This is a genomic window from Anatilimnocola floriformis (genome assembly GCF_024256385.1).
In the GTDB taxonomy this organism is placed as follows: Bacteria; Planctomycetota; Planctomycetia; order Pirellulales; family Pirellulaceae; genus Anatilimnocola; species Anatilimnocola floriformis.
Window position 1 is genome coordinate 3,980,016 of the sequence record NZ_JAMLFW010000001.1, and the last position, 18,460, is coordinate 3,998,475.

Genomic DNA, 18,460 nt, shown 5'->3' on the forward strand with positions numbered 1-18,460 from the left:
TCTCCAATTTTCAGCCCGCGCTCTCCGCAATAAAAATTAGGCCGACCGCATCAATGAATAAATCGAAGCCACTCACGCGAAGCTAATCCTGCCAGAGCAGGCGATAGTCCTTTAGGGCTCCATGGGTCCCTCGATCGCCGCCGAAAACTTGCCGGAAAAACGTTGCAATCCTGCGGCCAGGATTCATAGAATCAAAAATCCACCAATCTCTCTGCCAGTGCACAGGCGCATTGCCCATGTCAACCGCACCGGATGGTCTAGCCTCCCCCCTGAGTGATGAGGCGCTGGACATCGATAACTTCGAAGAGTTTGAAGACGTCGATTCGTATGAAGAGATCGTGGACGCGCCTGCTCCTCCCGCTCCTGCGAAAGCTGCAGCACCGCCTATCGCTCCCACGCCCCCCGCCGTTCCTGCGAAGTCGCCGCCTCCCGCTGTAAAACCGCCCGCCGCGGTTGTAGCTCCGCCGCCAAAGGTAGCTGCCGCGGTGGCGAAGGTGGCCGCTCCGCCCGTTACGTTGCCCGCACCGGATGACGAGTTTGAACCGATCGAAAAGCGCTCGCGCCTCGGCATGAACTGGGGCGTCGATGGCGCGGCCTTCCTCGGCTCCGTGACGATTCACTTGATCGGCATGCTGATTCTCGCCGTGGTGCTGACGATGTTCGGCGCCGTCCCTGCGGTGATCGAATCGACGGCTCCGCTGTTTGCCTCGTCGGTGATTCCGGAACCGGAGAAACGCGAGATCCTCACGTTTGAACTCGATCCGCAAATGGCGCTCATTACCGAGCAATCGAAGTCGACCACAACCAACACGGCGCACGCGATGGCGGCAGCCACGACCGTCGGCGACGGCCGCGGCGGAACTGGCTTTGGCAGTGGTGGCATGGGCGGCGCCGGCGGCGGTTCCGAAGGAGATGGCCCGGGAACTGGCGGCACTGGTGGAGGCATGGGTGGTTTCGATCGCGGCGTAGCCGATGTGCTCGCCGGCATCGGCGGCGGGCCAGCCGAAGAGATGTTTATCGACGTTCCTTCAAGTCGGAAGTTGATCAGCGGTGTGCCCGATGGTCAGGTAGGTGAAGCCCGCGCCGTTGTCGAGAACTACGATCAGGCTCTCGATCGGGTCACGCAAGAAATCCTCTGGATGCTCGACAAAGGGCCGGTCCTCGTGATCTGGGCTTTCGATCAATCGGAAAGCATGAAGGACGACCAGGTCGAAATTCGCGATCGCATCGATCACGTCTACAAGCAGTTAGGCCTCGTGAGCAAGCACAATCGCGACGCGCTGCAGACCGCCGTCGTCAGCTACGGCGAAGGTTACGTGCAGCACACCAAGCAGCCAACGTCCGACTGGTACGAGATCAAGGCTTGCATTGATGAAGTTCCCACCGATCCCTCGGGCAAAGAAATGATGTGCTCTGCCGTGACGCAAGCGATCGGCACGCATCGCGGCTATGCTCAAAAACAGAATCGCCGGATTGCTCTCATTCTCTGCACCGATGAAAGCGGCGAACCAGCCGACAACCAAACCCAGCTCGAGCGGACCGTCGCCGAACTGAAGTCAGCCAATGCCAAGCTCTTTGTGCTCGGCCGCGAAGCCACCTTTGGCTATCCCTACGCTCACCTTGGTTGGACTCATCCGCAAACGGGCCATCATCACTGGATCCGCATTGATCGCGGTCCGGAAACCGCCTTTGTCGAACAGTTGCAAACCGACGGTTTTCATCGTCGTTACGACGCGCACCTCAGCGGCTTTGGTCCGTACGAACAAACTCGCATGAGCCACGAAACCGGCGGCATTTTCTTTGTGCTGCCGAGCAAAGAAATCAACCTGGTCCGCGCGGACAATAAGAAATACGAATTCGAAGCCATGCGGCGCTACATGCCCGACATTCGCTCGCGATTGGAGGTCGGCGCTGAGACGGAGAAATCCGAGCTGCGCAAGGCCCTGACGAAAGTCATCTACGATTTGAATCCATACAACCCGGAGATCTCGAAAATCATCGAGATGCGAGTTCATTTCTCGCCCGATGTGCCGAACTTGCTGAAGCAGATCGAAATCGAGTGTGCAAAATCGACGATTTACGGCGAGTATCTCTCGCGCGTCGAACGCGACATGCAGAAGCTCGAGTCCTATCGCGCGAACGAAGCGTCACCGCGCTGGCAAGCCAATTATGACTTGATCTATGCTCAGATCATTGCCTATCAGGCACGGATGTTCGAATATCGCGCCTACCTGATGCAGTTCGGCCGCAATCCGCGGGTCGTGCCGGAATTCAAGCCACCAAATCTGCGGCACACAGGCTGGGACATCGCCACGCGAAAAGAAACCATCACGGGCGCTGTTGTGCAACCTTACATCGATCGCGCCACGACGCGCTTTCACGCGGTGATCGCCGAGCATCCCGGCACGCCCTGGGCAGCACGTGCCGAATACGAACTCAAGCGAGGCTTTGGTGTGCACCTGATCGAGGAATATCATCGGCCTGATCGAGGTCTCTCCACCGGAGAGACGTTGATGCCAGTGCCGAAGATGTAACGTTTTGCTGGGCCGGAACTGCGTGGGTCCCGCTTGCTCCGGCCTACTTCTATTTTCCGTTACTTAGCCAGTGCATTTTCCAGCACGGTGCGAACAAAGCTCTGCATGGCGGCCGGTTTGCCGCGGCCGACCAGGACTGCGCTGTTTTCATCAGCATCAGCCGTTTCGGTTTCTTCGACCAGCGTGCCTTCGATTTCAAACCGAACCGTGCCGGCATTTTCGCGATCCGACGATTCCGGCAATTCATCGCGAGTGGTGGTCATCGGCGGCAGTTCACCGCGAATGACGCGGACATCGCGAGGGGCTTCGATGCCGATGCGGACTTGCTGTCCTTTCACCCGCAGAATCGTGACCGTGATGTCGTTACCGATACAAATCTTTTCCTGCAGCTTGCGAGTAAGAACCAACATTGTGACACTCCTTTGTGCGTACGTCCGTGACGAGAGTTAAACATTGCGGGGGAAGACAAGCGAGACGGCCGCAATGCTTTGGATATAAAGCATGTGCCGTGCCAAAACGAAATCGAAAGCAATTGCTCTTGACGCAACTCCTTGCCAGCATTCGCCTTTTGTCGGATCCACAGGGCTCATCGCACCCGCTCCGTTACTGTACAAATTTACAATTGGCGTGAAAGTTTGGCAAGAGGGTTGGTAAGATTTGCAGCCTCTTTCGTTCTCCGGGCTGCTGAATCAACGGCAGCCCGGCGACTTAGCACTCGCGAACAGTCGCGGGTGATACTCTCTTTATCTCCAGGGCGTGGACAACTTAGGTCCGTCACGCAAAAAATTTCCGCGGGTAGAATTCTGCGGCATCTATAATCGGTGCTTCTCCATTTTGACGGCGGCTGCATGCAATCGATCCCCTCCCCCAGCGCTTCCACGCTCACTCGCCTGGCCGATGCTCTGCGCCGCGCGATCGGCGCCGAGAACGTCCTCACCGCGCGCTCAGACCTGATGGTGTATGAGTGCGACGGTTTCGTCATCGAAAAGAACAGCCCCGACGTAGTCGTCTTTCCCCGTAGCACGGCTGACGTGGTGAAGATCGTCAAGCTCTGCAACGAGATGCAGGTGCCGTTCGTGCCGCGCGGCGCGGGGACCAGCCTGGCAGGCGGTTGCTTGCCGATTGGCGGCGGCGTGATGATCGTGCTGATGCGACTCAACCGCATCGTGGAAATCAACTACCGCGATCGCTATGCCGTGGTCGAGCCGGGCGTGGTGAATGTGCATCTGACCAACGCGCTGAAGGGCTCCGGCTATCACTACGCTCCCGATCCCTCGAGCCAAGGCGCTTGCACGATCGGCGGCAATGTGGCGACGAACTCCGGCGGCCCACACACGCTGAAATATGGCGTGACGGTCAATCATGTTCTCGGCGTAGAAATGGTGATGGCCGATGGTGCGGTCGTGCAGTTAGGCGGACCGGCCGAAGATCCCTTGGGGTTGGATCTGGTCGGCGCCTTTGTCGGCAGCGAAGGAACTCTCGGCGTGGTGACGAAGGTTTGGGTGCGGCTGACACGCAATCCGCAAGGTTGGCGAACGATGCTCGCCATCTTCGAAAGTTGCGACGACGCCACGCAGGCCATCAGCGAGATCATCGGCGCGGGCATCGTGCCAGCAGCGCTCGAGATGATGGATCAAGGCATTCTCGTCGCCATCGAAGCGGCGTTCAGCTTCGGCTTTCCGCTCGACGCGCAGGCAATCCTGCTAATCGAAGTCGACGGCCTCGACGCGGGGCTCGATCAACAGCGCGATCAGATTGTGGAACTGTGCAAAAAATCAAAAGCCCGCGAAGTGCGCCTAGCCAAGGATGAAAAAGAACGACTCAAGCTCTGGAAATGCCGCAAGCAAGCCTTCGGCGCGATCGGGCGGTTGAGTCCGAGTTATTGCACGCAGGATGGCGTGGTGCCACGTACGCAGTTGCCGCTGATTCAACGTAAGATCACCGAGATCAGCGCGAAGTACGACATCAAGATCGTCAACGTCTTCCACGCCGGCGACGGCAACATTCATCCGATCCTGCTCTTCGATGAACGAGACGCCGCGCAGGTCGAGCGCGTGCTGCACGCCAGCAACGAAATCCTCGAGGCTTGCCTGGACTGCGGCGGCAGTGTGACCGGCGAACACGGCATCGGCGTGGAGAAGATTCACTTCATGCAAAAGATGTTTTCGCCGGACGACTTAGTCGCAATGGACAATCTGCGCCAAGCGTTTAACCCAGTCGGCAATTTGAGTCCGATGAAAATGCTGCCGACTGCAGGTGGTTGTGGCATGGAACAGAAACACCCGGGCAGGCGCGCGGCGCTGTAATTCATCGCGTTAGCTCCACCGAAGACAGTCAAGGCAATTCAAGTCAGTCAATTCAACAAAGATCAAACGTCCCCTTAGCCACCAGCTTTAGCTGGTGGTCATGAATGCAAGAGTCACCGGCTTTAGCCATTTCACCGCGTGCGGATTTCATGGCTAAAGCCGGTCTAACGAGAGACCGCAACCACCGGCTAAAGCCGGTGGCTAAGAAATCGAATGGCGGCAACGCCAGATGGTTAGAAAGCCAAGCATGGGTTCGCCGGCAACATCACCAACTTCTTCCACCGACGTCGTCGCCGCCGTCCAGCGCGCACGCGCGAGCAAAACGCCCTTGCAACCCGTTGGCGGCGGCACGAGTTTGCACTTCGGCCTGCAATCGGCGGCGACGGTCGAACAACTCTCGCTCGCGCAGCTCAACCGCGTCGTCGATTATCCCGCCCGCGATATGACGATCACGGTTGAAGCGGGCATCACGATGGCGCAATTGGCCGAAACATTGGTCAAGGAACATCAGCGTTTGCCCGTCGATGTCCCGCAGGCCGATCGGGCGACGATCGGCGGTGTGATCGCTACGAACTGGAATGGCCATCGCCGTTACGGCCAGGGTTCGCTGCGTGATTTTGTGATCGGCATCGAAGCCGTGGATGGCAACGGCCTGCTGTTTCACGGTGGCGGTCGCGTGGTGAAGAATGTTGCTGGCTACGACTTCTGCAAGCTCCTCTGCGGTTCGTTCGGGACGCTCGGGATCATCACGCAGGTAACGTTGAAAGTTCGGCCACTCCCCGAGCGTTCGGCCTGGCTCGCCTGCAGTGTGAATGACGCGAAGAAAGCCGAAACGATGCTCGCCGCACTGCAGCAATCGGCGGTGACTCCGGCGGCGGTGGAATTAGTATCGGGAAGTGTTTGGCAGAAAGAAGCCGCGCTCGCCGAGACAAATCTCACCAAAGACAACTTCGGACTGCTGGTGTTGCTCGAAGGCACAACCACCGAGGTGCTGTGGATGAAGGATCATCTTCGCCGCGAATGGCGTGAAGCCGGGATTGTGAATCCGCTGATGCAGGATGGTTGTGCGGAACCTTGGCCGGCCGTGCAGGAGTTTTCGGCCCACATCGATAGCCCGCTCACCGTGCAAGCCAGCGTCACGCCCAGCGGCGTGTTGCCGTTTGTCGCGGCCTGTCGCAAGCGCGATCCCGATTGTTCGGTGCTGGCCCACGCCGGCAACGGTGCTGTTTTTGTGCGGTTTGCGAAGTTTCCCGACAAGGGACTGAGCGAACTGATGATGGGAGATTTGCAACCCGCCGCCGCCGCTCATCACGGGCATGTAGTAATATTGAATGCGCCACCGGGCGCCGCGATCACGCATCGCAGCGTGTGGGGCGGCGAAGCGCCGCTGGCAGTGATGACCGCGGTGAAGAAGAAGTTTGATCCGCTCGATTTGCTCAATCGCGGCCGTTTTGTCTATATCTAACCGCCGCTGACTATATCCATGACGACTGCTCCCGCGAATCCACCACCGACCGTCACCGATCAAGCCGTCGCGCGCACTCCGCCGCTGCTGCAGTTGGGCGGCGATGCGCCGCTGCAACCGAATGCTCGGCCCGGCTCGAATATCGATTACGAACTGTTTCTCGATTGCGTCCACTGCGGTTTGTGCACGGCTTCGTGTCCGACGTTTGTCGAAACCGGCAACGAGAACGACAGCCCGCGCGGCCGCATCTATTTGATGCGCGCCGTGACCGATGGTCGGCTTGAACTGAACAATCACGTGCGGCGGCATCTGGAGCTCTGCCTCGATTGCCGCGGCTGCGAATCGGCGTGCCCGAGCGGCGTGCAGTACGGCAAGTTGATCGAGCCATTCCGCGTGAGCATGGAACAAGCGGGCGCAGCTCAGACCGGCAACGCGAAACTCAACGACTGGTTTCATCGCTACATCTTGTTCGGCATGTTTCCATATCCGGAACGTCTCCGCGCGAGCCTCCGTCCAGCGCGCATCGCGCAGATGCTTTATTTGGATAAGTTCCTGATCGCGACCGGCCTGTGGCGATTGTTGCCGTCGCGGTTGGGGCGCCTCTTCACGATGCTGCCGCCGCTGGAAAAAGAGCAGCCACAGTTGCCGACGTTTTTTCCGGCAACGGGGCGTCGTCGTGCTCGGGTTGCCCTCTTTACCGGCTGCGTCGGCGATGTGATGTTCCGCCAGACGAACTGGGCGACCGCTCGCGTGTTGCAAGCCAACGGCTGCGATGTTGTCGTGCCCCGCGAACAAGCTTGTTGCGGCGCGATCCACCTGCACGCCGGCAGCAGCGAACCGGCCCGCGAATTTGCCGATACGAACATCGCGGCGTTCGATCCCAGCAGCGTCGATGCCATCATCGTGAACGTCGCCGGCTGCGGCTCGATGCTCAAAGACTACGGCCATCACTGGCAAGACGACAAGCAGCACGACCGCGAAGCCTTTGCCGCCAAGGTCCGCGACTGCAGCGAGTTCCTCGATAACCTCGGCCTCGTTACGCCGCCGGGCGAACTCCGCGTGACGGCCACTTATCACGACGCGTGTCACCTCGCGCATGCGCAAAAAGTGCGTGAGCAGCCGCGCAACCTGATGAAGAAGATTCGCGGGTTGAAACTCGTCGAACTCCCGGAAGCCGATCTCTGCTGCGGCGCGGCTGGCACTTACAACCTGACCGAGCCCGCGATGGCCGAAAAACTCGGCCGGCGAAAGCTCGAGAACATCCGCAAAACAGGTGCGCGAGTCGTGATCACTTCCAACGCCGGCTGCTTGCTACAGATTGCTCGCGAAGCCCGCATGCAGGGCGAAGTGCTGAAAATCATGCACCCGATGGATCTGCTGGACCTCAGCTATCGGAAGGAAAAGCTGACGTTTTGAGCGGCGATTCGCTCTAGCTCTCGCAGGATAGGCTCGGAGATAATGGGCTTCGAACCGACCCTACCGAGGAGTTACGGATGACTCGCAAATCCTGCTCACTGGCACTCTCTTTTTGCTGGCTCGTGTTGTTTGTCGCACAGGTGCAGGCACAGTTCCCCTGGCAGGCAATCCGAGTCGCACCACAAGACAACAAGCAGCCTGAATGGCTCCCGCTCAATGACCGGGAGCAAGAGTGGTGTGACAATGTGCTCCGGTATTGGGACGAGCGACGAGCAAAGACAAGGGCTCTGGAGGGGAAAATCGAAATGTGGGAGTACGACCCTGCCGTCACTCCCACTCATTTTGCGGAATTGAAAAAACAAGAGAAGCCGAATGAATTACCGTTTACCAGCTATTCGGCGGGCGTGTTTGCTTTTGGCAATCCGAATCAGGGGCTGTTGGAATTTCAGCAATCCCAAGTGATTGACACATTCGCTGCGGACGGCCAGCCGAAATATCGCGACGAGCCCAAGAATCGAAATGGCAAATGGATCACCAACGGCGAACGCTTGTGGGTCTTCGAAGCCCAGGATTGGCGAGTGCGGGAGTTAATCCTTCCCCGCGAGGGCGAGGCAGCATTCAATTATCTGCCTATCCCGATCCTCTTTGGAGTGAATTCAAAGACGCTGAAAGACAAATACTGGGTGCGCCCGTTGCGTGCCGAAGCGGGTGAGTACTGCCTGGAGTTTGTTCCGAAGAAATTCAACGGTTGGTATGACTTTCAAGCGGTCCGAGTCTTCATTGACGAAAAGCAATACCTTCCCTGCCGAATTGTGATGTACCACAGCGATTGGAGCCCAACATATCCCCATCGTACGAACTTTGCTTTTGACGACCGACACGAGAACAACCCGTGGTTCAACGCAGCTCGGTTCAGTGATGTGAAGATTCCTCCTGGCTGGCGTCACTCAGTCCATGACTTGAGGTAGCTGAATTCGCCAGAATTCAGATGGTCACCGATAGCTGCCACCTCTGAATTCTGGCGAATTCAGCTACTTTTTCATGCCGCTGCTGGCCACGGACTTTTCGGGTTGACCCAAATGCCGTTTTGCCAACAATGATTGAACCTTCGCCCGCCAGGGTTGCGAGTCAGGATGACCGCGCAACCCGTATCCGCTAGCGACGAAGGGATTTACGAACGTTCATTCCAAGGCAAGGAGGCCTGGCATGAGTACGATCCAGCAGCGCGCGAGCGTTTCGCTCGGCCATCTGTTCCCCGCCGCCCGTTTGACTCAGGGCGCGATTGTCGCTCACTCGGTTTGCACGCAAGCCGATAAAGTTCAACCCGGCGATCTGTTCGTCGGCGTGCTCACAGCCGATGGCGATTCGCATGAAGACGCCGTCGAAGCCGTCAAGCGTGGCGCGGTGGCCGTGCTCACCGAACGACTCCTGCCCGTGAAAGTGCCGCAGTGCATCGTGCCGGACACACGCGAAGCTCTCGGCCGCGTTTGCCAGGCTCTCGCCGGTAACCCTTGCGATCAACTCCGCACCATCGCGGTCGTCGGCACCCGCGGCAAGACGGTGGTCAGCTTGCTTGTCGCCGCGATGCTCGAAGCGGCCGGTGAAGCGGTGGGCGTGATCAGCAGCATCGGCTTGAGCGATTCGCGCGAACAAGTAGTTACTCCTTGCTCGACGCCTCGCGCTCCGAAAATGGCCAATTGGTTGCAACGAATGACGACGGCTGGCTGCGAATCGGCCGTGGTCGAGCTTTCCTCCCGCGCCTTGGCCGAACGCCGCGCGGCGGGGATGGAATTTGATGCGGTCATTGTGACCAATCTCAAACGCAGCGAAGATCAGTGGCACGGCACGGAAGAAAATGTCCGCCGCGCAAACCTGCGAGCGCTCGAAATGCTCAAGCCGGGCGGCTTCGCGGTGTTCAACGCCGACGATGTCGATAGCGAAGAAGCTCTGCAAAACGTCGATCTGCCGGTTCTCACCTTCGGCATGATCGGCGAAGCCCAAGTCACCGCCAGCGTCATCGAACGCTGCAGCAGCGAGCAAACCTTTTTGCTGCAAGCCGGTAACGAATCGATTCCGGTACGAACCGCCATCATCGGCGATCAGCATGTGATGAACTGCCTCGCCGCGACGGCTGCGGGTCTGGCGATGGGCATGGATCTGTCGACAATCGTCCGCGGCCTCGAAGCCGTGAAGTTTATTCCGGGCCGTTTGCAGCGGCTTGAATGCGGTCAGCAATTCAACGTCTTTGTCGACAACGCCCGCTCGCCCGAAGCTCTCGCCGCCAGCCTGCGATCGCTGCGGCAAGCCGGTACCGGCCGCATTATTTGCGTGATGGGTTGCCAAGGTGGCAAGAATAAAGAACAACGCCCCCGCATCGGCCACGTGCTCGATCGGATGACGCAACTGTCGATCATCACCAGCGACGACCCGCGCCACGAACAGCCGTTGCAAATCGCTCACGACATTCTCGATGGCCACGAACGGCCACATTTGACGCACACGTTGCCGAACCGAACTCGCGCGATTGAGTATGCGTTGTCGCAAGCACGTCCGGGCGACACCGTGCTGATCGCCGGCAAGGGTGATCGCCGCACGCAACGCGTGGGCAGCGGCGTGCAAAAGCACGACGATTGCGAAGTGGCGCGGAACTGGCTCTATTCGCAAGCAGAGCCAGTGCAAACCGGGCCGCAGCTGCGGATTTTCCGATAGTCTGCTTTGCAGAACCTGCTCGGCAAACAGCGAAGTCGCACACGATTGAACGCCTAAGCGCGTACAATCGGAAACGTCAGCACTTCTTGAATCGACTTCGCGCCGCTGGCCACCATTAGCAAGCGATCGACGCCTAGCGCACAACCGGAGCAAGCAGGCAAGCCTTGCTCCATCGCCGTTAGCAATCGACTATCTTCCGGCAGTCGGTACTTTCCCGCCGCGGCCCGCTTCTGATTGTTCGTCCGGTTGCGCTCGCGCAGCACCTGCGGATCGAGCAATTCGTGATAACCGTTGGCCAGTTCTACGCCGCGGCTGTAGAGTTCAAAACGTTCGGCAACCGCTGGATTGTCGGCAGTGGCCGGACGAACTTGCGCAAGGGCCGATTGATCGGCAGGATAGTCGTAGAGAATCGTCGGCCGTTGCTGACCAAGGCGCGGTTCGACGCGTTCGACCAAGACCCGATCGAGCCAGAAGGAACGCTCCTGCTCGCTGACTGGCTGTGACTGCTCCGGTAGGGCAGCAGCGATCGTGGCAGCAGCGATCGTGGCAGCATCGGCAGTGAAAGGATCAAGCTGTGCGTAACGCAAAAATGCCTCGCGATACGTGAGTTGCTCGGGCACTTCGCAACCGAGCGCCGCAACAGCAAGATCGGCGAGCAGCTGCCGACCGGCGGTGTAGTCGTCGCCGACGCGATACCACTCGAGCATCGTGAACTCGGGATTATGCAACTGGCCCGCTTCGCCGCCGCCACGATAAGCCCGCGTGATTTGATAAATGGCCTGCGCGCCCGCGGCCAGCAACCGCTTCATGCCGAACTCGGGTGAGGTCTGCAGAAAGAGCGTGCGGCCGGTGAAGCGTTGCGTAGCATCGTCGAAGATTACGACCGGAATGGGATCGAGATGTTCGTCGATCACACTGTCGTGCGAAAGTGTCGGCGTTTCGACTTCGAGAAAGCCGCGGCTGTCGAAGAACTGCCGCAGTTTCTTCAGCAGTTCGGCCCGCTGGCGCAACATATCGAGCGAGCAGGTAGGAAAATGATCGGACATGAATCTTTGTGCCTTAGCGTGGCGATCGGTCTGGCGGACAGCGATTACCATATTCTAAGAAACAACATTGCTGACAAGTGAGCATCGATGAATTCTGACGCCGATCGACCTTCGATTCCCTTCCTCGCTACGTTGGGCCTGCGCCTGCTCGTTGCGTGCATCGGTGCGCTCGTGGTTGGCAACTTCGTGGTCCGCCTGGCTTTTCCTCAGCTCTTAGGGAAAGGACTGACGCCCACCGCGCTGATGATCCTGATCCCGATTTGGACAGTCGGAGTCACCGGTCTGGCATTCCTGCTGCTGGCCTGGATCTACGACCCATATCCGAACTTGCCGCCCGGCTACCTCGGTTTGATGCCGGACTTCGAGCTTTCGCTGCTTGTGCGTGTGCTCATCGCGGTGGTGCTGGCGATTTTTTCGCTCGCGAGCTTGCTGCTGGTCACCAGCACCGAGGAGAAAACATCGACGGCCTTTCGGCTGGGGTTTGCCTATCTCGTGTTGACGATCGTGCCGTTCATTTTCTTTCTGATGTTTCGCTACGACGGCGCTCGGCACCCGGCGATGCAAACGTATTTGGTCTACTTAGGGCCCCTGCTGGGGATCGGCATGATACCGATCGCCTGGCCGTTGCACTTCATTCTTCACTGGCTGGTGCGCAACGAGATCGCGCGGAGAGAATCGCGGCAGAGATTTGGTCCGTACGATCGCTAGGATGTGCGATCGCCGGGCTATGGCGAAGAGCGCCAAAGCCGCTGCACTACTACCACGATTAACGGAGTAGTGCACAAGCCGGTAAACCCCTGCCGCAGGGGCAGGGGCGTAAGCGAGCAGGAACTACGTCGAGACGCGTTCGATGTATTCACCGGTCCGCGTGTCAATCTTCAGCACGTTGCCGATCTTGATGAACAGCGGGGCGCGGATTTCGGCGCCGGTTTCCAGCTTCACTGGCTTGGTCACATTGGTGGCCGTATCGCCGCGAGCGCCGTCTTCGCAATACTCGACCTTGAGTTCAACGTGGGCGGGCGGAGTGACGCTCACCGGGCGAGCGTTGAACAGCAGCATCTGGCAAGGCATCCCTTCCTTCAGAAACATGAAGGATTCTTCGACGCTCGCCTTTTCGAGCTCATATTGCTCGAACGATTCGTTGTGCATGAACACAAACGTATCGGCCTGGCGGTAAAGATATTGCACGGGAATTTCTTCGACGTCGGCTGCTTCCAGAGTGTCGCCACCCTTGAAGACGCGCTGCAGCGTGGTGCCGCGGAGCAAGTTCTTCAGCTTGCATTCATACAGGGCGTTGCCTTTACCCGGCTTGCGGAAGTTCATTTCCGCCATGAGGTAAGGTTCGCCGTCGATTTGAACCTTGATACCTTTGGTGAAGTCGCTGGTTTTATACGTCGCCACGTGCTGACCCTGCTAACAAACGAAGAAACTGGTATGGTTGTGGGAATGAGAATTGTAGCGGCCGATAGCGACATTGCCTGCGCCACTTCGGCTGCCGCGCCTTCGGAGGCGGCTGTGTCGTCGGTGGATTGGCGAACCGAGCTCAAACGGGCCGTTCGTGATCCCGCGCAACTACTTACAGCCCTTGATCTTCCGCAAGAACTGCTGCCTGCTGCTCGGGTTGCTGCCGAAGACTTTCCATTGTTCGCGCCCTGGAGCTACATCCGGCGAATGACACCTGGGAAGTTGACTGATCCACTTCTCTGCCAAGTGCTGCCGCTCGGTGAAGAACGGGAGCCTGCTCCCGGTTTCCAACGCGATGCTGTTGGCGATGGTGCGGCGACGAAATCGGCTGGCTTGCTGCAGAAGTACCAAGGCCGAGCGCTGCTGATTACGACCGGCGCCTGCGCGGTTCATTGTCGTTATTGTTTTCGTCGGCACTTTCCGTATTCGACGGCGCCGCGCTCGGTGGATGATTGGGAGCCCGCGCTCGAACTGCTGCGCGCCGACGACTCAATCGACGAGGTACTGCTGTCGGGTGGCGATCCGCTGACGCTCATCGATCGCACGCTGGCAGAACTCGCCGAGCGACTCGCTGAGATTCCACATTTGAAACGGCTGCGCATTCACACGCGACTGCCGATTGTCATTCCGCAGCGAGTGACATCTGAACTGCTCGCCTGGCTGCGCGGCACGCGGCTCACGCCGATCATGATCGTGCATGCCAATCATGCGCAAGAGATTGATGACGAAGTAGCGGCCGCGCTCGCGCGGTTGAGCGATGCTGGAGTGCCGCTGCTGAATCAAGCCGTGTTGCTGCGCGGTGTGAATGACTCGGCTGATTCGCTCGTCGAGCTTTCGCGCCGGCTCGTTGACCTGCGTGTGATGCCTTACTATTTGCATCAACTCGATCGAGTCGCCGGTGCGGCGCACTTCGAAGTGCCGGTCGCGCGAGGCTTGCAGCTGATCGCTGAAATGCGCGAACGGCTGCCCGGCTATGCGGTGCCGCGATATGTGCAAGAGATTGCAGGCGAGCCGCATAAGTGCGTGCTCGCGTAGATCCATCAGGCCGTGAATGCCTAACTACTGGGCTGCCGAGTTCTGCGATTGCACGGCTTTCGCTTGCATTTGCAAGGCGCGAGTGGCCTTACCGGCATCGCGGCCTTGCGGCAGAGGTGCGGTGGCCGAGGCTTGTTGCACGCTGCCGCCTTCTTGATACGGCACCCAGCGGCCGCCATTTTCGGCGAGATCCATTTCTTGATCACGCAGCGCGGCGGGCTTGTTTTCGTATTCTTCGAACGACGCCAAAGCTTCGCGAGCACGACGGTGAGTCGGATCGATGGCGAGGGCATAGCGGAAGCAAGCCTTCGAATCGTCCGTTCGGTCTTGCGAAGCATAGATGAACGCCATGTTGAACATGGCATCGGCTTCGTTGCCGGCAGCGCGGAATTCAACCAGGGCTTCTTTGACGTTGCCCATGTGACCGAGGACCAAACCGAGGTTATTGCGGAACCGCGAGTTGGCTGGTTGCAAAGCGACTGCCCGCCGGGCATAGGGCTCGGCTTGCGTCAGCTTTCCTTGCAGGTAGTAGCAGTAGCCGAGATCGTTGATGATCTGAGCGTCGTTTGGCTGACGTTCGAGAGCAAACATGAACAGCTGCTCGGCTTCGCCGTGGCGGCGTTCCGAATCGGCGACAACGCCCAAGCGATGGGCAATGACGTAGTTTTCCGGATGCTTCTTCCGCAGGTCTTCATACACCTTGCGGGCCTTGTCGAGTTGACCACCCTTTTCAAAGTTGCGGCCGCGGGCGATTTCCATCGCGACCGTATTTTCTTCGACCTTGGCATCTTTGGCCTTGGCGATCTTCTCTTCCTTAGCAACGGTTGCGCCGGGCGAAGGCAAGCTAGGCTTCCAACTGGTGAACCAATCGCGGCCTGGCATGCCGGCACAGCCGGTGCTGGTCGCTGCCACGGCGAGAACGATCAGCCACTTCAGGTCGTGAAGGAATTTGCGTTGCATATGAAGAATCCGTTCTTTGGTTTGAGCAGAACCGCAAAACCGCTTCCGTTTGACTACCGATAGACGCCGCCGGTGCCGCCGAAGCGGCGGCCAGCGCCGCCGCCGCTGTTGCCGAGGATGCCGTTGTAGTAGGCGCGTTCTCCCTCGATCGCCGTGAAGCCTTCCGCGAAGGCGCCCGCGACCACCACTCGCTCGTCGGCGTTCGTCACGCCCATGCGGTTCAGGTGCATCACGATCGTTTGCCGGCGGGCGGCGTCGAGTTGCGGCTTGGCGTTGTATTGGCTTTGTTCGATCACGATCGGGAACGGCGCGTGTTCCAGTCGCATCGCCACCATCTCGAGGTGTCGCTTGGCGCCCGGGCCGAGTTCAGCCGTGTCGCCGCGGAACTCGTGGTCGTAGAACGTGAAGTCGGCCGCTTCGGCGTTCGTTTGCTGGGTTTCCCAGAACGAATCGCTCACCTGGCCGATCGGGAACGGCCGGTCGTGCGGCGCACCGTACTTGCGTGCCCACTTCTGCGACTGGTGATTGCCGTGCATCACTCGCTGGTTGCCACCACACTGATCAAAGTCGTTCCAGGCACAGCCGGAGAGCGAAGCTGCGATCAAGCTGAGGATGAGTATCGTGTGTTTCATGGGAATCACTCGGCGGGTTGGAGTGAGGTAGTTCTGAGTTTTAAATTTGGAGTTCTGAGACAGGAGTAAGTGTCTTTCTGAGTGATGGCTGAGTTCTGAGAACTTTTTTGTCTCAGAACTCAGAACTCAAAACTCAGAACTTCCTGTCTTACTGTCCGTGACCGAAAGGTCCGCTCGTCATCGCCGGGCCGCCGGCTCCGTAGCGTTTCTTCAGACGCGGCCAGACCGTGCTGCGGTAATCCTGGGTCGGATTCCCTTCCAACCGGCCGTGCAGGAAGAACTGGGCACTCGTCGGTTCGGTTACATCGAAGCCAGGCAGCGGCGGAACCTCTTCGGCTTCCATCGCATGCACCAGTTCCGGAGCAACCAGGATGAGCAGTTCCGTTTCGTTGCGGCTCATGTCGCGGCGGCCGAAGACTCGCGACAGGAACGGCAGGTCACCGACGTTCGTGCCGTTCATATTGTCTTCCAGCAAACCGGCGATCGCCAGCGTTTGACCTTCTCGCATTTCGACAGTCGTCGTCGCGGCTCGCACCTTCAGGCCAGGCGTGCCGCCGACCGTGAGAGCCGAGTTGATCTGGCTGAATTCAGGCGACACTTGCAGGCGGATGCGATCCTTATCGATCACCGTCGGCATGAAGCTGATGATCGCACCGAAGGCGCGGAAGTCGGTTGTGACCGCATTTAGGCCTGCAGAACCGACGATTGTCGGCACCGCGAACTCACCACCGGCGATGAATGTGGCCGGCGTACCGCTCATCGTCACCAGCGTCGGCTCGCTGAGCAGACGGATGATGCCATGCGATTGCAGGTAACGCACACCGAGTTGAATATCGTCGCCGTCGACTTGCGTGAGCAGGGCAGGACCAGCACCGGCAGCGACGTTGAGCATCGACTGCAGGAACATCTGGCTGCCATCGGTGTTGTCCGTGAAGTTGATGTGACCCTTCACGTCGACGCCGAAGCCGCGAGCGGCCGAGCGATTCATTTCCGCGATCTTCACCCGCAGCGCGACTTGTTGCACGCCCGGCACGCGAATCATGTTGATGACTTGCAACCGCGAGCGTTGAGAAGAACCAGTCGCCGAGTCGCTCAGCACTTGAGCGGCAGCACCTTCGCTGAGGCCGCCACCCATGCCGCCCGCATTCGCTCCTTGCGACAAACCACCGGTCTGGCTGCGAACGAGCGCGACGATCTGAGCAGCTTCTTCGCTGTCCTTGGCCTGGCCGCGGAGGATCAGTTTATCGGCCACAATCATCAATTGTATCTTGCTATCAGGAAACATCTCATTGATGACATCCTGCAGCATTTTGTAAGTATTCTCTTGCTGTACGACCGCAGCCACGTCCGGAACAACCTGAATCACATACGTGATCGGCTGCATCGCCGGATCGTCGAACCAGAAGGTGACGTGCGTCGAACCCTGGCTCTTGCCGATGATCGAAACTTCACGCGGCGTGAACTGCACGATCTCGCAGATCGAGTCGTCGACGACTGCCGTGCGGTAGATGTCGACCTTAGTGCGAAGCAGCTTGCTGCGACGAACCATGACCTGCACCGCGCCGGTTTCATCGATCACTTCGAACGGGCTGCCAGCGCGGGCCATCGCATCGACCCGCGGATCAACAGGCTGTTGACCAGGCGTGGTCGCCGGCGGTGGCTGCAACGCACCCGGCTGTTGCACCAGGTTGACCGGATGACCTTGCAGCCGCTGCTGAGCCGGCGCGACCGGTTCATACGAGGGCGCGGGAGTCAGCTGCGAATCGTTGAACTGCCCCGGCGGCGACAGCGGCGGCAACGCGTTCTCGGCTCGCACTTGAGCGATGCCGCGAGCCTGAGCTGCCGCTTCGTACTGCGGATTCATCGGCGCCAAATGCTGCAGCTTCTTCGGCTTGGCAGCAACTGCGGGAGCAGCTGGTTGCGCGCTCGGCTGGGAAATCGGCTGCGAAGTTGCAAGCACAGCCTGCTGCGGAGCAGGAGCCGGTGCCAACTGCTGAACCGGCAGCGCGATCGGCCGCACTTCCGGCGCAGGAGCCGGAGGCGTGAACGAAGGCGGACTAAACGCCGGCTGGCTATAAGCCGCAGGCGGCGTCATCGCCTGAATCTCGGCAGGCAACGGCGGCAACGGAGTCGACGCAGCCGGAGCCGGCGGCACGGCTGCAATCGGCGCGAAGGCCGACTGAGCGCCACCGATCGGCGTGGCAATCAATTCCTTGGGCGGTCCGGCAGGCATCGCAGGCTGTTCGTACTGAACCTGCTTCGCGACATTCTTATTCAGCGAAGCAGCATTGTTCGCAGCTGGCTGAACCGCATTCCGCGCCCCATTGGGCGACGGCGTGCTGCGGATCATCTCCCGAATATCCTGCATCCAAGGCCCCGTGCTCGCCGGAGCACCCGGCGGCAAACCTGTGGTCGCAGCAGGCCGAACTGGTTCGACCTTTTTGTTCTCTACCGACCGGGCGAGAATGGCTTCGAGAGCCAAGCCGTCATTTTGGATTGTGTCGCTGGCAGGCATCGCAGCCTGGTTCACTGCCGGTGACTGCGCGGGAGCGGCGGCCGGCTTGTTGCGCGACGGCCGGGGCACGTTGGCCGAAGATACGATCGGCGCGAGCCCATCGTTCTTCTGTTCCGCCGGCTTGGCTTCCACACCCGGCTTCGCGGCCAGCGGAGCGGCATCGATCTCTACCCGCTGCAGCTGCGGCCTAGCGCCACTCAGCTGTTGCCGCGGATAGGCAGGTTGTTGCCCGAAGAGCAAATCGCCGGTGAGAAAACTGGCCGCACAAAGAGTAGCCGTGGCCAGCCGTTGCCAGCGCCGAGCAACCCGCGCACGCCGACCATGTGACGACTCAAGCATCGTCTCCCCCCTCCTAAGTTGTTCGCCTGCTGAATGTCA

Annotated in this window: 14 protein-coding genes; 8 read left to right on the forward strand and 6 right to left on the reverse strand. The window is 59.4% G+C overall.

Translation table 11 applies throughout. From position 1 onward, the window contains the following. Window positions 1-236 precede the first annotated feature (236 nt). Window positions 237-2,534 (forward strand): vWA domain-containing protein, encoded by a 2,298-nt coding sequence (locus M9Q49_RS15300; RefSeq protein WP_254509663.1) that lies wholly within the window; start codon window positions 237-239, stop codon window positions 2,532-2,534. Between the two features lie 59 nt (window positions 2,535-2,593). On the opposite strand, the gene csrA is transcribed toward M9Q49_RS15300, so the two are convergent. Continuing rightward, window positions 2,594-2,944, reverse strand: coding sequence for a carbon storage regulator CsrA (gene csrA, locus M9Q49_RS36065; protein WP_390844119.1), 351 nt, complete (start codon window positions 2,942-2,944; stop codon window positions 2,594-2,596). 438 nt (window positions 2,945-3,382) lie between these two features. On the opposite strand from csrA, the gene M9Q49_RS15310 reads away from it, so the two are divergent. The 5 genes from M9Q49_RS15310 to M9Q49_RS15330 all read left to right on the forward strand — a co-directional run bounded on the left by M9Q49_RS15310 (window position 3,383) and on the right by M9Q49_RS15330 (window position 10,430). Continuing rightward, the gene (locus tag M9Q49_RS15310; RefSeq protein WP_254509665.1) at window positions 3,383-4,840 is read left to right on the forward strand and encodes an FAD-binding oxidoreductase; all 1,458 of its coding nucleotides are present in this window, start codon (window positions 3,383-3,385) and stop codon (window positions 4,838-4,840) included. A gap of 247 nt (window positions 4,841-5,087) precedes the next feature. Then, window positions 5,088-6,305, forward strand: a complete 1,218-nt coding sequence (locus M9Q49_RS15315) for an FAD-binding oxidoreductase (protein WP_254509666.1) — start codon at window positions 5,088-5,090, stop codon at window positions 6,303-6,305. 18 nt (window positions 6,306-6,323) lie between these two features. Then, window positions 6,324-7,721, forward strand: coding sequence for a (Fe-S)-binding protein (locus M9Q49_RS15320; RefSeq protein WP_254509667.1), 1,398 nt, complete (start codon window positions 6,324-6,326; stop codon window positions 7,719-7,721). A gap of 77 nt (window positions 7,722-7,798) precedes the next feature. Beyond that, window positions 7,799-8,689, forward strand: coding sequence for a hypothetical protein (locus M9Q49_RS15325; protein WP_254509669.1), 891 nt, complete (start codon window positions 7,799-7,801; stop codon window positions 8,687-8,689). A 238-nt stretch (window positions 8,690-8,927) separates the two neighbouring features. After that, entirely contained in the window at window positions 8,928-10,430 is a 1,503-nt protein-coding gene (locus M9Q49_RS15330) for a Mur ligase family protein (RefSeq protein WP_254509670.1), read from the forward strand. Between the two features lie 53 nt (window positions 10,431-10,483). Here M9Q49_RS15330 and epmA read toward each other — a convergent pair whose 3' ends face one another. Further along, window positions 10,484-11,476, reverse strand: a complete 993-nt coding sequence (epmA, locus tag M9Q49_RS15335; protein ID WP_254509671.1) for an EF-P lysine aminoacylase EpmA — start codon at window positions 11,474-11,476, stop codon at window positions 10,484-10,486. Window positions 11,477-11,563: 87 nt separating this feature from the next. On the opposite strand from epmA, the gene M9Q49_RS15340 reads away from it, so the two are divergent. After that, entirely contained in the window at window positions 11,564-12,184 is a 621-nt protein-coding gene (locus M9Q49_RS15340) for a hypothetical protein (protein ID WP_254509673.1), read from the forward strand. Window positions 12,185-12,307: 123 nt separating this feature from the next. On the opposite strand, the gene efp is transcribed toward M9Q49_RS15340, so the two are convergent. After that, entirely contained in the window at window positions 12,308-12,877 is a 570-nt protein-coding gene (gene efp, locus M9Q49_RS15345; RefSeq protein ID WP_254509674.1) for an elongation factor P, read from the reverse strand. A 45-nt stretch (window positions 12,878-12,922) separates the two neighbouring features. Here efp and epmB point away from each other — a divergent pair, with 45 nt between their 5' ends. Next, a complete protein-coding gene (epmB, locus tag M9Q49_RS15350) occupies window positions 12,923-13,975 on the forward strand; it encodes an EF-P beta-lysylation protein EpmB (protein ID WP_254509675.1) in 1,053 nt (350 codons plus the stop codon). Between the two features lie 24 nt (window positions 13,976-13,999). Here the strand turns inward: epmB and M9Q49_RS15355 are convergent, their stop codons facing one another. The 3 genes from M9Q49_RS15355 to M9Q49_RS15365 form a co-directional block, all read right to left on the reverse strand. Continuing rightward, complete coding sequence (locus tag M9Q49_RS15355; RefSeq protein WP_254509677.1) at window positions 14,000-14,935, reverse strand: tetratricopeptide repeat protein; 936 nt, start codon at window positions 14,933-14,935, stop codon at window positions 14,000-14,002. 53 nt (window positions 14,936-14,988) lie between these two features. Further along, the gene (locus M9Q49_RS15360) at window positions 14,989-15,567 is read right to left on the reverse strand and encodes a hypothetical protein (protein WP_254509678.1); all 579 of its coding nucleotides are present in this window, start codon (window positions 15,565-15,567) and stop codon (window positions 14,989-14,991) included. Window positions 15,568-15,715: 148 nt separating this feature from the next. Next, window positions 15,716-18,421 (reverse strand): type II and III secretion system protein family protein, encoded by a 2,706-nt coding sequence (locus tag M9Q49_RS15365; protein ID WP_254509680.1) that lies wholly within the window; start codon window positions 18,419-18,421, stop codon window positions 15,716-15,718. Window positions 18,422-18,460: the final 39 nt, after the last annotated feature.